Source organism: Flavobacterium esculini (assembly GCF_048284325.1).
Lineage (GTDB): Bacteria > Bacteroidota > Bacteroidia > Flavobacteriales > Flavobacteriaceae > Flavobacterium.
Window position 1 is genome coordinate 62,708 of the sequence record NZ_JBLVPI010000002.1, and the last position, 13,583, is coordinate 76,290.

At 35.6% G+C, this 13,583-nt stretch carries 17 protein-coding genes and 1 riboswitch; of the genes, 3 read left to right on the top strand and 14 right to left on the bottom strand.

Going from position 1 to position 13,583, the window contains the following annotated elements; genetic code table 11:
* Positions 1–46: 46 nt before the first annotated feature.
* From ACNQGG_RS02005 to aat, 3 genes are all read left to right on the top strand, one after another.
* Positions 47–928 carry a flavin reductase family protein gene (locus tag ACNQGG_RS02005; RefSeq protein WP_417961041.1) on the top strand — a complete coding sequence of 294 codons (882 nt, stop codon included), beginning with the start codon at positions 47–49 and terminating at the stop codon, positions 926–928.
* Between the two features lie 24 nt (positions 929–952).
* On the top strand, positions 953–1,330 hold the full coding sequence (locus ACNQGG_RS02010) for a DUF3127 domain-containing protein (RefSeq protein ID WP_417961043.1): 378 nt from the start codon (positions 953–955) through the stop codon (positions 1,328–1,330).
* 78 nt (positions 1,331–1,408) lie between these two features.
* Positions 1,409–2,047 (top strand): leucyl/phenylalanyl-tRNA--protein transferase, encoded by a 639-nt coding sequence (gene aat / locus ACNQGG_RS02015; RefSeq protein WP_417961045.1) that lies wholly within the window; start codon positions 1,409–1,411, stop codon positions 2,045–2,047.
* 2 nt (positions 2,048–2,049) lie between these two features.
* Here aat and ACNQGG_RS02020 read toward each other — a convergent pair whose 3' ends face one another.
* From ACNQGG_RS02020 to ACNQGG_RS02085, 14 genes are all read right to left on the bottom strand, one after another.
* The gene (locus tag ACNQGG_RS02020) at positions 2,050–2,760 is read right to left on the bottom strand and encodes a HesA/MoeB/ThiF family protein (protein ID WP_417961047.1); all 711 of its coding nucleotides are present in this window, start codon (positions 2,758–2,760) and stop codon (positions 2,050–2,052) included.
* 19 nt (positions 2,761–2,779) lie between these two features.
* Positions 2,780–3,901, bottom strand: coding sequence for a 2-iminoacetate synthase ThiH (gene thiH / locus ACNQGG_RS02025; RefSeq protein WP_417961049.1), 1,122 nt, complete (start codon positions 3,899–3,901; stop codon positions 2,780–2,782).
* Between the two features lie 78 nt (positions 3,902–3,979).
* Positions 3,980–4,357 (bottom strand): GxxExxY protein, encoded by a 378-nt coding sequence (locus ACNQGG_RS02030; RefSeq protein ID WP_417961051.1) that lies wholly within the window; start codon positions 4,355–4,357, stop codon positions 3,980–3,982.
* Between the two features lie 188 nt (positions 4,358–4,545).
* Positions 4,546–5,316, bottom strand: a complete 771-nt coding sequence (locus ACNQGG_RS02035) for a thiazole synthase (RefSeq protein ID WP_417961053.1) — start codon at positions 5,314–5,316, stop codon at positions 4,546–4,548.
* Positions 5,303–5,935, bottom strand: coding sequence for a thiamine phosphate synthase (locus tag ACNQGG_RS02040; protein ID WP_417961055.1), 633 nt, complete (start codon positions 5,933–5,935; stop codon positions 5,303–5,305). The genes ACNQGG_RS02035 and ACNQGG_RS02040 overlap by 14 nt, the downstream gene beginning before the upstream one ends.
* On the bottom strand, positions 5,928–6,683 hold the full coding sequence (locus tag ACNQGG_RS02045) for a hydroxymethylpyrimidine/phosphomethylpyrimidine kinase (RefSeq protein ID WP_417961057.1): 756 nt from the start codon (positions 6,681–6,683) through the stop codon (positions 5,928–5,930). Before ACNQGG_RS02045 ends, ACNQGG_RS02040 begins: the two co-directional genes overlap by 8 nt.
* Complete coding sequence (locus tag ACNQGG_RS02050) at positions 6,656–7,255, bottom strand: thiamine phosphate synthase (protein ID WP_417961059.1); 600 nt, start codon at positions 7,253–7,255, stop codon at positions 6,656–6,658. Before ACNQGG_RS02050 ends, ACNQGG_RS02045 begins: the two co-directional genes overlap by 28 nt.
* Before the next feature lie 4 nt (positions 7,256–7,259).
* Positions 7,260–9,083: a phosphomethylpyrimidine synthase ThiC gene (thiC, locus tag ACNQGG_RS02055; protein WP_417961061.1), complete on the bottom strand. Its 1,824-nt coding sequence runs from the start codon at positions 9,081–9,083 to the stop codon at positions 7,260–7,262.
* A gap of 185 nt (positions 9,084–9,268) precedes the next feature.
* Positions 9,269–9,475 carry a sulfur carrier protein ThiS gene (gene thiS, locus ACNQGG_RS02060; RefSeq protein WP_417961063.1) on the bottom strand — a complete coding sequence of 69 codons (207 nt, stop codon included), beginning with the start codon at positions 9,473–9,475 and terminating at the stop codon, positions 9,269–9,271.
* A gap of 75 nt (positions 9,476–9,550) precedes the next feature.
* Positions 9,551–9,647: riboswitch (TPP riboswitch) on the bottom strand.
* Positions 9,648–9,738: 91 nt separating this feature from the next.
* Positions 9,739–10,299: a DNA-3-methyladenine glycosylase I gene (locus ACNQGG_RS02065; RefSeq protein WP_417961065.1), complete on the bottom strand. Its 561-nt coding sequence runs from the start codon at positions 10,297–10,299 to the stop codon at positions 9,739–9,741.
* 2 nt (positions 10,300–10,301) lie between these two features.
* Positions 10,302–10,955: a queuosine precursor transporter gene (locus ACNQGG_RS02070; protein WP_417961068.1), complete on the bottom strand. Its 654-nt coding sequence runs from the start codon at positions 10,953–10,955 to the stop codon at positions 10,302–10,304.
* Positions 10,956–11,143: 188 nt separating this feature from the next.
* On the bottom strand, positions 11,144–12,112 hold the full coding sequence (locus ACNQGG_RS02075; protein ID WP_417961070.1) for a hypothetical protein: 969 nt from the start codon (positions 12,110–12,112) through the stop codon (positions 11,144–11,146).
* Between the two features lie 15 nt (positions 12,113–12,127).
* Positions 12,128–13,081, bottom strand: coding sequence for a DUF6175 family protein (locus tag ACNQGG_RS02080; RefSeq protein ID WP_417961072.1), 954 nt, complete (start codon positions 13,079–13,081; stop codon positions 12,128–12,130).
* A gap of 9 nt (positions 13,082–13,090) precedes the next feature.
* Complete coding sequence (locus tag ACNQGG_RS02085) at positions 13,091–13,480, bottom strand: hypothetical protein (RefSeq protein WP_417961074.1); 390 nt, start codon at positions 13,478–13,480, stop codon at positions 13,091–13,093.
* Between the last annotated feature and the right edge of the window lie 103 nt (positions 13,481–13,583).

Genomic DNA, 13,583 nt, shown 5'->3' on the forward strand with positions numbered 1-13,583 from the left:
ATTCATTTGTCTACTTTTGTATCTTTCGAAGATAAATTAAAAATATATGATTAGTATTGATCCTAAAAGTATTGAAACGGCTAAGTTGCAAGGCTATTTGCAAAGCTCTGTTGGACCAAGACCTATCGCTTTTGCAAGTACTATTGGTGCTAATGGAATTCCTAATGTATCGCCTTTTAGTTTCTTCAATGTGTTCAGTGCTAATCCGCCAATCCTTATTTTTTCACCAGCAAGACGAGTTCGGGATAATTCGATTAAACATACTTTAATCAATGCCGAAGCAACTCGAGAAGTGGTAATTAATGTAGTGAATTATGATATGGTTCAACAAACATCTCTCGCAAGTACGGAGTATGCTGATAGTGTCAATGAGTTTGTGAAATCAGGTTTGACGCCGATTCCTTCGGATGTTGTAAAGCCATTTAGAGTAAAAGAATCACCAGTTCAATTTGAATGTAAAGTTACTCAGATTATTCCTTTGGGAAGTGAAGGAGGCGCAGGAAATTTGATTCTTTGTGAAGTATTGCGAATTCATATTGACGAATCCATTTTAGACGAAAACGGAGCAATTGATCAGTATAAAATAGATTTAGTTTCAAGATTAGGCGGCAATTGGTATTCTAGGTCAAACCAAGGACTTTTTGAAGTGCCAAAGCCATTGTCAACATTAGGAATAGGTGTAGATGCAATCCCTAATTTTATAAAGGAAAGCACTGTTTTTAACGGAAATGATTTAGGAATGTTAGGTAATATTGAAGCCTTGCCTACAATGGAAGAAGTTAGTATATTTGTAAAACAGAATTTTGCTGTAAAAGGCGTTTTAAGCTCCGATGATACTATAAAAGTACACTTAGAAGCTAAAAAATATTTAGATAGTAATGATGTGTTTTCAGCATGGAAAGTACTTTTGGCTGAAAGAAAAAAATAGAGCAAAACAATTAAAACATAGAAGATGGAAGTTACAGGAAAAATTAAAATGATCGATCAAACTAAAGAAGTTGGATCTGGAGGTTTCAAAAAAAGAGATGTAGTTGTTACTACTGATGAGCAATATCCACAACATATTCTAGTTCAGTTTGTTCAGGATAAATGTGACTTATTGAACGGTTTTCAAGTAGGTGAGCCTGTGAAAATTGATATTAATTTAAGAGGAAGAGAATGGACAAATCCTCAGGGAGAGACTGTTTATTTCAATACAATCCAAGGATGGAGAATAGGAAAAGTTCAAGCTGAAGCTCCTTCTGCACAAATGCCTCCAATGCCAGCTGCTGAAGCATTTGCACCAGCAACAAACTTAAACGAAGAAGAAGCAGACGATTTACCATTCTAATCATTTGATTTTCTATTGATGCAGTAATCAAACCCGACAGCTATCTTTTAACTGTCGGGTTTTATTTTTTAATAAAGAATGTATTATTTAACTAAAGAACTATTCTTCCCTTCAGTTTCTCAGACTAATTCGACAGGTATTCTTGCTTTTGGAGGAGATTTGTCGACTGAGCGTTTACAGCTTGCTTATACGAATGGGATTTTTCCATGGTTTGAAGATGGAGAACCTATTACTTGGTGGTCACCTAACCCCAGAATGGTTCTATTTCTGGATGAATTGATTGTTTCCAAGAGTATGCGTAATATTCTCAATAGAAATATTTTCAAGGTTACGTTTAATCAAAATTTTAGGGATGTAATCTCTAATTGTCAAAATATAAAACGCGATGGTCAAAACGGGACTTGGATTACCAATGATATGATTGAGGCCTATTGCAAATTGAACGGATTAGGTAGTGCTAAATCAGTAGAGGTTTGGCAAGAGGATGAATTGGTAGGCGGTTTGTATGGTGTCGATTTAGGACATGTTTTCTGTGGGGAAAGTATGTTTTCTACAGTTTCGAATGCTTCTAAAGTGGCTTTTATTGCATTGGTCAACCAGTTAAAGGCAGCCAATTATAAATTGCTGGATTGTCAGGTGTATAACCCTCATCTTGAAAGTTTGGGCTGTAGAGAAATTGAAAGAACGGATTTTATGGAAATATTGAAAAGTAAATAATATTAAAAGTCTAATTTTTTAAAACTCCAATCCAGTGTATTAAAAAGAACCAATTCATTGTCTAATGTTGGTAAATCCATAATCAGCTTTAAAGTTTCATGCGCCATCATTGTGCCAATCATCCCCGGGAGAGTGCCTAATACGCCATTCAAATTACAATTGGGAATATCTTTTGGATTTGGTGGTTCAGGGAATAAGTCACGAAGATTTTTATTTCCATTATGATTAAAAACTGCCATTTGTCCCTCAAAGTTTAAAATGCTACCGTAGACTAATGGTTTTCTTAGCATTACACAAGTATCGTTTACTAAATAACGAGTAGCAAAATTATCACTCCCATCAACAACTACATCAAAATTCATGATGATTTGTGTGGCGTTTTCAATAGTTAGTTTTTCTTCAAAAGCAATAATGTCAATCAATGGATTTAAAGTTTCCAAAACCGATTTTGCCGTAATTGCTTTTGATTGACCAACGTGTTTCTCCGTATATAGAATTTGACGGTGAAGGTTGTGTAATTCTATTGTGTCAAAATCTACTATTCCAATAGTTCCTACTCCGGCCGTTGCTATATATTGCAAGATAGGACACCCTAATCCGCCAGCACCAATCACTAGAACTCTAGCTTTCTTGAGTTTTTCCTGTCCTGAATCACCTATTTCCGGTAACAGCATTTGTCGGTTGTAGCGTAAAAAATCCTGAATAATACTCATAATTCTGTATTCTTAAATGTTAATCTATATTCGTGTAACTTCTGTCCCAGTCTTTCCAAACGGGTTCGTATCCTCTACTTGAAATGACTTTCGCAATCTCCGAAGCCGATCGTTCGTCACTGATTTCAAATTGCTCTAATGATTGTGGATCAACCACATAACCACCTGGATTAGTTTTAGAACCAGCACTCATACTTGTAATCCCAATTGGAATAATATTATCACGGAATTTTTCGTTCTCACGAGTTGACATGGAGATTTCTAAATCTTCATTCCACAAACGGTAGGCACAAATGAGTTGGGTCAAATCGGTATCATCCATTATAAAGTTGGGCTCAATAACTCCTTCTGCTGGTCTTAATCTGGGGAAAGAAACTGCATATTTAGTTTGCCAATACATTTTTTGTAAATAATCTAAATGCAAGGCATTGAAAAAACTGTCCGTACGCCAATCTTCCAATCCTAATAAAACACCCAAACCAATTTTATGAATACCTGCAGTTCCTACTCGGTCCGGTGTTTCCAAACGAAAATCGAAATTGGATTTTTTTCCTTTTGTGTGGTATTGCTTGTAAACATCACGATGATACGTTTCTTGGTACACTAAAATCGAATAGATACCAGCATCATGCAATTGCTTGTATTCTTCTGTTGACAAGGGTTGCACTTCGGCTGAAATGGTAGAAAAATCATTTTTTATTAGAGCAATCGTCTTTAGAAAATAATGAATGTTTACGGTATGATTTGCTTCACCAGTAACCAACAAAACATGATCAAATCCCGCTTTTTTTAAGACCTCAATTTCTAGCGTAATTTCACTTTCGGTAAGTGTTTTTCGCTTGATTTTGTTATCTAAACTAAAACCGCAATAGGTGCAAATGTTTTGACATTCGTTGCTTAAATACAAAGGAGCATACATCTGAATCGTTTTGCCAAATCTTTTTTTGGTTAATTCATGGGCCTGTTGTGCCATTTGCTCTAAATAGGGTTGCGCAGCAGGTGAGATTAATGCCAGAAAATCATCGAGACTACGTTTGCTTTTGGCCAAAGCCTGTTCAACTTCCTGTGCAGTGGTGCTGTATATTTTGGATTTAATGATGTCCCAATCGTAGTTGTCAAAAACCGATTTAAATGTTTTCATTGTTTTGTTTTTTTACCGCCAAAAGAATATGCTGTTTTTTGGCACGCAAAATCTGCGTCCTAATTTTTAATCCTCAATTTATATTCTATTTGCAATTCTTTTGATGTCATCTAATATATTGATAGTATTGAAATTGACAAGTAGGCCTAATTTTTTATTGGTAAGTTTTAAATAGTTTGTAATTTGTTTATAATGTATAGGCGCTAAATCCTCAACCGATTTTAACTCAATAATTACTTTGTCTTCTACTAATAAATCAATTTTAAAAGCAACATCTAATATGATTTCGTCGTAAGGAATACTGATTTCAAGTTGTCTTTCAACTTTTAAATTTATTTTAGTTAATTCATAATACAAAGCACTTTCATAAACAGATTCAAATAAACCTGGACCGAGTGTGTTGTATACCTTGAAAATTGCTCCTCGTATTTCATATGAAATTTCATTTTCTGTCATCTTTAAGAAATTTAAAGATTAGTACTAATTAAAAATTAAATGTAGTTATTTTAATACAATTATAAATTCCTGTTGCACTCAAATTCTGCGAATTTTAGCATATTTTTTTAAGTTTTTTATCTGCGTAGATCTGCAAAATCTGCGTGCCATTTTTTTAGTGGTTTTCTTGTAAATAGACTAAAAATATCTTACTCATACAAAAACGCTGTCAAAGGACTTGAAGCCATCGCACGATTTACTTTTTGTGCTAATTGCGCTTCGTAGGCTTTTCGACCTGCAATAACTGCTTCTCTAAAAGCCTCTGCCATCAATATTGGGTTTCCGGCAGCGGCAATGGCTGTGTTTACCAAAACGGCATCGGCCCCAAGTTCCATTGCTTTTGCCGCATCAGATGGTGCGCCAATTCCGGCATCTATAATCACGGGAACTTTGCTCTGTTCGATTATTATTTCTAAAAAGTCAATGGTTTTTAATCCTTTGTTACTGCCAATTGGGGAACCTAATGGCATCACCGCCGAAGTTCCGGCGTCTTCCAGTCGTTTACATAAAACAGGATCCGCATGGATATATGGCAAAATGATAAATCCTAATTTGGCTAATGCCTCGGTAGCTTTTAAAGTTTCGATTGCATCGGGCATCAAATATTTTGGATCGGGATGAATTTCCAGTTTAAGCCAATTGGTTTCTAATGCCTCCCGAGCTAATTGTGCTGCAAAAATGGCTTCTTTAGCATTTCGTGCGCCAGAAGTATTGGGTAACAAATTAATTAGTGGATGTTTAAGATGTGATAAAATGGCATCGGTTTTGGTTTCTAAATCCACGCGTTTTAATGCTACGGTTACTAATTCGCTTCCCGAAGCTAAAATCGCTTCTTCCATCTGTTGATTGGAACCGAATTTCCCTGTGCCTAAAAACAAGCGGGATTGAAAGGTTTTGTCTCCTATTTTAAATGGTAGCATATAAGTTGTCGTTAAGTTGATTGATAAGTTGGGATGGATTTTCGCTTTGTGTAATCAAACCAGAAACGGCAATACCATAAATTCCAGTTTCCATTAAGCTCTCAACATTTTCCAGTGTGATGCCTCCAATGGCATAAATGGGAATTTGGATGTTTTTTATTTTCATTTGTTCGGTAATCAATCGATACCCTTCAAGTCCTAAAATTGGGCTTAAATTTTGTTTGGTTGCCGTAAATTGAAACGGCCCCAGACCTATATAATCACAATTTTCGGCTGTTCTTTGGAGCACATCTTCAAAAGTATTTGCAGTTCCTCCAATGATTTTTGTTTTTCCCAAAAGTAGTCGGGCTTCAGCAACATTCATGTCACTCAAACCTAAATGGACTCCATCGGCATCCAATTGTTGTGCTAAATTTACGTTGTCATTGATGATGAAAACTGCTAGATATTCTTTACATAATATTTTTACGGCTTCCGCCAAAGTGAAAACTTCAAGAGCGTTTTGATTTTTGAATCGTACTTGTATCCAATCGCAACCATTGTCCAGCGCTTTGTGGATATTATGCAATTGTTCTTCGACTGTATTTCCTTGCGAAATGTATTGTAGTTTATTATACATGGTGGTATCCTAATTTTGTATGGTTAGATTCTAAGTAAGTTTCTATATATTTTTTGGCATTAATGCAAGCTGTTTTCAGGTCTTGTCCTAAAGCTAAATTTGCCGTAATCGCGGATGATAATACACAGCCGGAACCATGTTTTTCGAAAACCAAAGTGTTATTTGGCGCAAGCCTGAAGATTTTACTTCCGGCATATAGATAATCAATGCCAATTGCTGAAGGATTATGTCCCCCTTTTAGTAAAACGGCGCAATGTTTTGAAAGGGTTACTGCAATTGTTTCTGCATTAATTTCTTCAGAAGACAGTTGCGAAATCTCATTGTAATTGGGCGTTATTAAATCTATTTTTTTTAAGATTTCGATCAAAATAGCTTGATTTTCAATCGTTATAAAATTGAATTCGCTACTGGATTTCAAAACCGTATCCCAAACTATTTTTGTTTTTGGCGAAAGCTTTTTTACAAGTGAAACAATTTTTTTTAAATAATCTAACGAAGGAATAATTCCAATTTTTACTGCTTTGATAGTATACTTTTGAAGCAATTTGTCCAGTGATTTCAAAACAAAATCTATGTCAGTCCATTGCATTTCGAAGAACTCATTTTCGGTTTGAATGGTGTTGCTGGTATTGACAGCAAAACCATATACATGATGTTGCTCGAATGTTTTCGCATCCGCCAAAACTCCTGCGCCTCCAGAAGGATCAAAGCCTGCAATTGTTAATACGAAAGGTCTGCTTTCTTGCATAGTTTAAAATTTTCTATTGGATTATTACTGTTCCAAATGGTACCTAAAAGTGCCACATCGTCAAAGCCATATTCTAATGCGGTTTTGATTTTATCGGATGTAATTCCTCCAAGTGCAATTAATGCAGTTTTGTTGTTATTTCTTTTTTTTAATTCTTTTTCAAAGTCACTATTCGAAGCGTAATTTGGTTTAGAAATACTTTCGAAAACCGGCCCAAAAAAAGCATAATCAAATACATTGGATAATTTTTCAAAATCAACCATATTGTGGATGGAAGTGGAGAGTTTAAATTCTCGTTCTTTCCATTTTTTCAAACTTTCCTCAGATGTTTCGATTCTTATTTTTTCTGTAAGATGGATTCTGGTAATTCCAAAGTCTTCCGCCAACTGGTGGTGGTGGTGTAAAACCAATCGATTATTATATTCCAATCCTATTTCAGATAAATATGTTTTCATATCATCTTCAGAAAAATAAGGTTTTCTGATGTGAAATAACGCTAATCCTTCAGCGAAAAGCGAATGAATGAGTATGATTTCATTCTTTATAGAGGTAGGATTGGAAATAACTATCATTTATTTAGCTATAAATTTCTTTTCCGCTTTCTACAAATTCTTGTGATTTCTCTTGCATCCCTTTTTCAGCTTCAGCAACATCACGAATTTCTTGTGAGATCTTCATTGAGCAGAATTTTGGTCCGCACATGGAACAAAAATGAGCTACTTTTGCGCCATCTGCCGGTAATGTTTCATCGTGGAATTCACGGGCTGTATCGGGGTCTAATGACAAGTTGAATTGATCTTCCCAACGGAATTCAAAACGTGCTTTGCTCAATGCATTGTCACGGTATTGCGATCCTGGATGACCTTTGGCCAAATCAGCGGCATGAGCCGAAATCTTATAAGTGATAACACCATCTTTTACGTCTTTTTTGTTGGGTAAACCAAGGTGTTCTTTTGGTGTCACGTAGCACAACATCGCACAGCCATACCAGCCAATCATTGCCGCACCAATAGCAGAAGTGATGTGGTCATAACCCGGAGCGATATCAGTTGTTAATGGCCCTAAAGTATAAAAAGGAGCTTCGTCACAATGTTCTAATTGTTTGTCCATGTTTTCCTTAATCATGTGCATCGGTACGTGACCAGGACCTTCAATAAATACTTGAACATCGTGTTTCCAAGCTATTTTTGTCAGTTCGCCAAGAGTCTCCAATTCGGCAAATTGAGCGGCATCATTCGCATCGGCAATAGAACCAGGGCGTAAACCATCTCCTAATGAAAAGGCTACGTCATACTGTTTCATGATTTCGCAAATCTCCTCGAAATGGGTGTAAAGAAAATTTTCTTTATGGTGAAATAAACACCATTTTGCCATGATAGAACCACCACGGGAAACAATTCCGGTAACACGGTCGGCTGTTAAGTGAATGTAACGCAATAAAACACCGGCATGAATAGTGAAATAGGAAACGCCTTGTTCCGCTTGTTCTATTAAAGTGTCGCGGAATACTTCCCAAGTCAAATCTTCAGCAACTCCATTTACTTTTTCCAAAGCTTGGTAGATAGGCACGGTTCCAATTGGCACGGGAGAATTTCGAATAATCCATTCTCTGGTTTCGTGAATGTTTTTACCTGTTGATAAATCCATAATCGTATCAGCTCCCCAACGGCAAGCCCAAACTGCTTTTTCAACTTCTTCTTCGATAGTTGAGGTTACGGCACTGTTTCCAATGTTAGCATTAATTTTTACCAAGAAGTTACGACCTACAATCATAGGTTCGCTTTCGGGGTGGTTGATGTTGTTTGGAATAATAGCACGACCTCTGGCAACTTCACTACGGACAAATTCAGGTGTGATCTTGGATTTTGGCGTGTTAGCTCCAAAACTGTTTCCGCCGTGTTGGCATTGCATCGCCTTGGTTTGTTCATTTATCAACTCCAAGCGTTGGTTTTCACGAATGGCAATGTATTCCATTTCGGGTGTGATAATTCCCTGTTTTGCGTAATATAATTGGGATACGTTGGCCCCTTTTTTGGCCCGCATGGGTTTGTGCAAATATTCAAAACGCAATTCGTTTAGTTTTTCGTCATTCAAACGTTTTTTTCCATATTCGGAAGAGATTTCAGTTAATTCTTCCACATCATTACGGTCCAAAATCCATTGTTCCCGAATCCGAGGCAATCCTTTTCGAATGTCAATTTCGATATTGGGGTCGGTGAATGGACCTGAAGTATCGTAAACGGTTACCGGTGGGTTTTTTTCTATTCTGCCATTTGACATTTTAGTGTCTGCCAATGCAATTTCTCGCATCGCTACTTTTATGGGATGAAGGATTCCGTCTACGTAAATTTTTGTAGAATTTGGGAAAGGAGTTCTTGAGATTTTTTCTTCGTTATTCATTTGTTTGAATTTTATATTTTAGGAGTGTTTGTCTTCTGCTAGGGATAGTAATGGAAAGCCCGTAAAGTGGAAAGCCAAATAAAACAAGGATTAATGAAGCGACCGTAAGGAAGCTTTGGCTAAGACTATGTTTTATAGGATTGCAACTGCGGACTTGAAATGGATAGCCCGCCCGAGCAGCCAAACTATCCTCCTTGAGTTGCAGAGATGATGAGAATGTCGTCGGTTTCTTGTATAGGGTGAGAATTCCAGTTGGATTTTGGAATCACGGTATTATTAATGGCTATGGCAATTCCGTTTTGTTTGATGGGAATTTCCAAGTCAAGAAGTGTCTGAACAGTTAGACTGTCAGTTGTAAATTGTTTCGTTTGATTGTTGATTTTAAGCTCCATTCCTTTTGAATTTAGTCCCGAAACTTCAGGACAGTTATACTTTAGGAATGGCTACAGGAGTACATAAATGTACAAGGAGGTCATCTTACTTTTCCCTACGCTAGTATGAACTAGATCAGGTTCAGAGGGTAATTCTCAGCCTACAATGTTGTAGACACCCCTAAAGTGTAGAGCAAAAATAGGATATTATTTAATATGTGATTCTTAAATTTTGAAAAAAAATAAAACTTTTCGAACTTGTTTTGTTATTGATTTTGAAAAAGTTACTGTTTTTTCCAACAATCTTCGACGTGATCATTGACCATTCCTGTCGCTTGCATGTGTGCATAAACTACGGTAGAACCCACAAATTTAAACCCACGTTTTTTCAAATCTTTACTGATAGCGTCCGAAAGTGGAGTAGTGGCAGGAACTTCTTTTAGCGTTTTTCTATTGTTGTTTACTGGTTTTCCTTCAGTGAATTCCCAAATATATTTGGAAAAACTACCAAACTCGTCCTGTACCTTCATAAAGGCAACCGCATTTGAAACTGCGGCGCGAATTTTTAACTGATTGCGAATAATTCCTGCATCTTGAAGTAATTCTTGGATTTTATCTTCGGTAAAAAGTGCTACTTTTTTATAGTCAAAATCATCAAAAGCTAGTTTGAAGTTTTCTCTCTTTTTAAGGATTGTAATCCAACTTAATCCTGCTTGGAAAGTTTCCAAGATTAAAAATTCAAATAATTTTTGGTCATCATACACGGGGACACCCCATTCTTCGTCATGGTATTTTTCGTAAATAGCAATACCAACACACCATTTGCATCTTGTTTTTTCTTCCATGATTATTCTGTTTCTTCTGATAAATATTTTTTTATTAAATGGTGTCCTAAATAAATTAATGGTGTCAATAAAATAGCAATTCCTAATTTGAATGTATATCCGATTATCCCAGAACTTAAAAAAGTGTCAAAGTTGATTTTTCCGGGTAACCAAAATGCAATTCCTAATACAATAAAGGAATCGAATAATTGGGAAACGACTGTAGAGCCAGTTGTTCTTAACCATATTTTTCGTTCCCCAGTCCTGTTTTTGAAAAACCAAAATACGCTTACATCAATCAATTGGGAAACTAAAAAAGCGATTATACTACCGGCAATAATCCACATGCTTTGCCCAAAAACTGCAAAGAACTGGTCATCATTTACCGGGCTTATTCCTTTGGCTGCAGGAATGTTTATGGCTAAAAATAAGAGGATGAATGCGTAAGCAATTAAGCCGGCGGTTATCAAAGATAATTTTTTTACTCCTTTTTCTCCAAAATATTCATTGATTAAATCGGTAGTTAGGAAAACTACCGGCCAAGGTAATATGCCAATACTCATTACAAATGGACCTATTTGTATCAGTTTTCCACCAATTAATTCGGCCACAACCGCATTTGTAATAAAAATTCCTGCTAGGATAACAAACACAATATCTTTTTTGGATCTGAACATAAAATGTTTCGTTTTATCAAAGTTAAGGTTTTTTGTCGAAAAGAAAGAAGCCATCTCAAAACTAAAAGAAGTACTTGCGGATTGAAGATTTGAGACATATCCTCCGATGGGAGCCAACAAAAAAACAAAAAAAAGAGGCTGTTTCACGAGTTGTGAGATAGCCTCCTTGATTATTTTTAGTTGATATTTTACCACCAACCAATAACGTTGTAAGTAACATTTTTTGGCTGACCGTTACCATAGGCAACACCTACATCGTGATATGCTTTGATCAGATCTTTTTGCAAACCAACTTCTTTTTCATAGTTTAGATTCCATTCTCTTTTGTCAATTTCAAGTATCCTTTTTCCAACTCTGTTAGAAAGTGCTTTTACTTCATTAAAACAAGCAGTACTAGGGTCAATTGAGTTTAAGATTTCACCAACTGAAACCGCCGTGTCATAATCTTGGTTTGCATTCCATAGATGATTCGCTTCGGCTAATTTTACTGAACAATCTCTGTTGATTTTTTTCTTGTAAATAGCAGGGATTATTGCCATTGTTTTGTTATAACACTCAATACATTCAACTGGAACAGAAGTAAGTTTGAAAATAGCTTCTTCGTACATGTTTTGTTTGTCAAGAACTTGTACTTCCTTAATTAACTTATTACAATTAGCATTATAATAATCTATAATTTTGTTTTTTGCATTGGTTACAAATGATTGAATTCCGGCATCGTTTTGATTAATAGATTTCATCGCATCGAGATACGCTTTTGTTTCATTAGTGCCAACACCTTTTAAGGTTAATGATTTGCTGGCGAATTTTTTACCATCAATTCCATCTCCTATGTATAACGTTACATCTAATGTCAATGCTGTCATAGAAGGAGCAGTTGCCAATAAATCTTTAGTCATAACATTTGCATTAGCAGTGATGATAAATCTAGAATTGTTACTAGAATTAGCGATGCCATTTGTGCTAATGATTTGATTCAATTTATTAGTTAGTATATTTGTTGTAAGTTCGGGCATGCTTTCTTGTGATGGAATGTATGCTGTAAGTGCAATTTTTCCTAACTCATCAGATTTAGCTGGATTTTGAGCTATAGAAACAGTTGTAAAACTTACTATTGCTGCAAAACTATATATGAATTTATTAATTAATTTTTTCATGTTTTATTATTTAGATTATTTTTCGCCTAAAACTATTACTGCTTGGCCTAACCCTTTTATCATCAATTTATTAGGTATTGTGTAAGGAGTTTTTTTCAAAAAGTCTTGTAGGCTTTTGGCAAAACCTCTTGCATCAATAGCTTTTCCACTTGTATCATAAAGAGGAATTCTTACTTGTTCGAAAAGGATCGTGTTTTCTGTGGCATCACTAGTGTTATAACGTCCTTTTACTGAATTTACTGCCATCCAATTCTCAATAACTGAACTTAATTCTTTTCCATCGTATTCTTTTTCCAAATCGCCAGTCCAAGAATCGAATTTTTTTACTCTAATGATAATTTCTCTTCCATTCTCAAACATATCATCAAAATGTTTTTGAAGTGATGTGTTGAAATTATCAATATGCGCTAACACAGATTCTTCTAATAGTACCGGTAACTCTACTGAGAAAGATGAGGCTCCAGTACCCGTTGCTGTTGCAATCTCTTTATCAGTGTATGAATCCAACCCTTGTAAAGTGAAATTTACTGATTTTTTTGGACCAGTACTGTTTAGGGTCCAAGTTAATTGCATGATGATATCAGCTTTAGCAACTTTTTTCAATTTGTCGATAGGACTTTCAACAATTCCAGCCCCAGATTTTGAAGTTAACATTACATTTTCGGCACTTTCAGATTCCAATGTCTTTATAGCAGATTCCATATTTTTTAATGGAAAGCCTCTTTCGGCCATTAACCCATTGATTTTACTTATTACAGTTAATAAATCAGCATTTTCTTGAAAAGCTCTTTTGTAATCTGGTATTTTTACGATGGTGCCTTGATTGTCGAATTCCAACATATAGCCATTTTTATTGCACCAGACGTCACTTGGTACAACCATAATTGTTGGTTTTTTTGCTTGAGCATTTGATAAACTTACCGTAAGTATAAACAGTATAGCAAATATTTTTGTAGTTGTTTTTCTCATTGTATATAATTACTTTATTATTTTAATAATCCCGTCAGCAATTAATTTGCTTTTCAATTCAGATCGCAATACGGTAACCAGCAAACCATTGGTTACACTTTCTCTGGCTTTTTTTCTGTCGCGGCTAATTTTTTCTCCAATCCTTTCGGCTTTTATTGTAATGAAGTTTAGATATTGGCCATCGTCTGTGAAGAATTTGTTAAAATAATCTTCATACTTTTCTTCAGCATTTACCTCAGTGATTAGCGGTTTTTTTAAGCAATCTTGTTTTCCTTCCAGAATACTTTGAAATATCACATCTCTAACTGCATTTTTTTTAGCTTGTTCCACTGCATCAGCCCTATTTCTTCCGTTTCCCCATGCTTTTAGGGTCAAAGATCCATCATGTTCAATGCCCATGCATTCGGTCTTGTAGATATAGTTTCCAGATATTTTTTTCTGGGAATATATAAACGTTAGAGTGAAAAGGCAGATGATTAAAGTTAATTTAAGTTTCATATTT

What these genes read in the sequence shown, in the direction of transcription:
- ACNQGG_RS02035 (WP_417961053.1), bottom strand. Translation starts at nt 5,316, where the DNA reads ATGCTACCATTTAAAATAGGAGACAAAACCTTTCAATCCCGCTTGTTT.
- ACNQGG_RS02085 (WP_417961074.1), bottom strand. Translation starts at nt 13,480, where the DNA reads ATGGGCATTGAACATGATGGATCTTTGACCCTAAAAGCATGGGGAAAC.
- ACNQGG_RS02010 (WP_417961043.1), top strand. Translation starts at nt 953, where the DNA reads ATGGAAGTTACAGGAAAAATTAAAATGATCGATCAAACTAAAGAAGTT.
- aat (WP_417961045.1), top strand. Translation starts at nt 1,409, where the DNA reads ATGTATTATTTAACTAAAGAACTATTCTTCCCTTCAGTTTCTCAGACT.
- ACNQGG_RS02065 (WP_417961065.1), bottom strand. Translation starts at nt 10,299, where the DNA reads ATGGAAGAAAAAACAAGATGCAAATGGTGTGTTGGTATTGCTATTTAC.
- ACNQGG_RS02020 (WP_417961047.1), bottom strand. Translation starts at nt 2,760, where the DNA reads ATGAGTATTATTCAGGATTTTTTACGCTACAACCGACAAATGCTGTTA.
- thiC (WP_417961061.1), bottom strand. Translation starts at nt 9,083, where the DNA reads ATGAATAACGAAGAAAAAATCTCAAGAACTCCTTTCCCAAATTCTACA.
- thiS (WP_417961063.1), bottom strand. Translation starts at nt 9,475, where the DNA reads ATGGAGCTTAAAATCAACAATCAAACGAAACAATTTACAACTGACAGT.
- ACNQGG_RS02080 (WP_417961072.1), bottom strand. Translation starts at nt 13,081, where the DNA reads ATGAGAAAAACAACTACAAAAATATTTGCTATACTGTTTATACTTACG.
- ACNQGG_RS02045 (WP_417961057.1), bottom strand. Translation starts at nt 6,683, where the DNA reads ATGCAAGAAAGCAGACCTTTCGTATTAACAATTGCAGGCTTTGATCCT.
- ACNQGG_RS02050 (WP_417961059.1), bottom strand. Translation starts at nt 7,255, where the DNA reads ATGATAGTTATTTCCAATCCTACCTCTATAAAGAATGAAATCATACTC.
- ACNQGG_RS02040 (WP_417961055.1), bottom strand. Translation starts at nt 5,935, where the DNA reads ATGTATAATAAACTACAATACATTTCGCAAGGAAATACAGTCGAAGAA.
- ACNQGG_RS02005 (WP_417961041.1), top strand. Translation starts at nt 47, where the DNA reads ATGATTAGTATTGATCCTAAAAGTATTGAAACGGCTAAGTTGCAAGGC.
- ACNQGG_RS02030 (WP_417961051.1), bottom strand. Translation starts at nt 4,357, where the DNA reads ATGACAGAAAATGAAATTTCATATGAAATACGAGGAGCAATTTTCAAG.
- ACNQGG_RS02075 (WP_417961070.1), bottom strand. Translation starts at nt 12,112, where the DNA reads ATGAAAAAATTAATTAATAAATTCATATATAGTTTTGCAGCAATAGTA.
- thiH (WP_417961049.1), bottom strand. Translation starts at nt 3,901, where the DNA reads ATGAAAACATTTAAATCGGTTTTTGACAACTACGATTGGGACATCATT.
- ACNQGG_RS02070 (WP_417961068.1), bottom strand. Translation starts at nt 10,955, where the DNA reads ATGTTCAGATCCAAAAAAGATATTGTGTTTGTTATCCTAGCAGGAATT.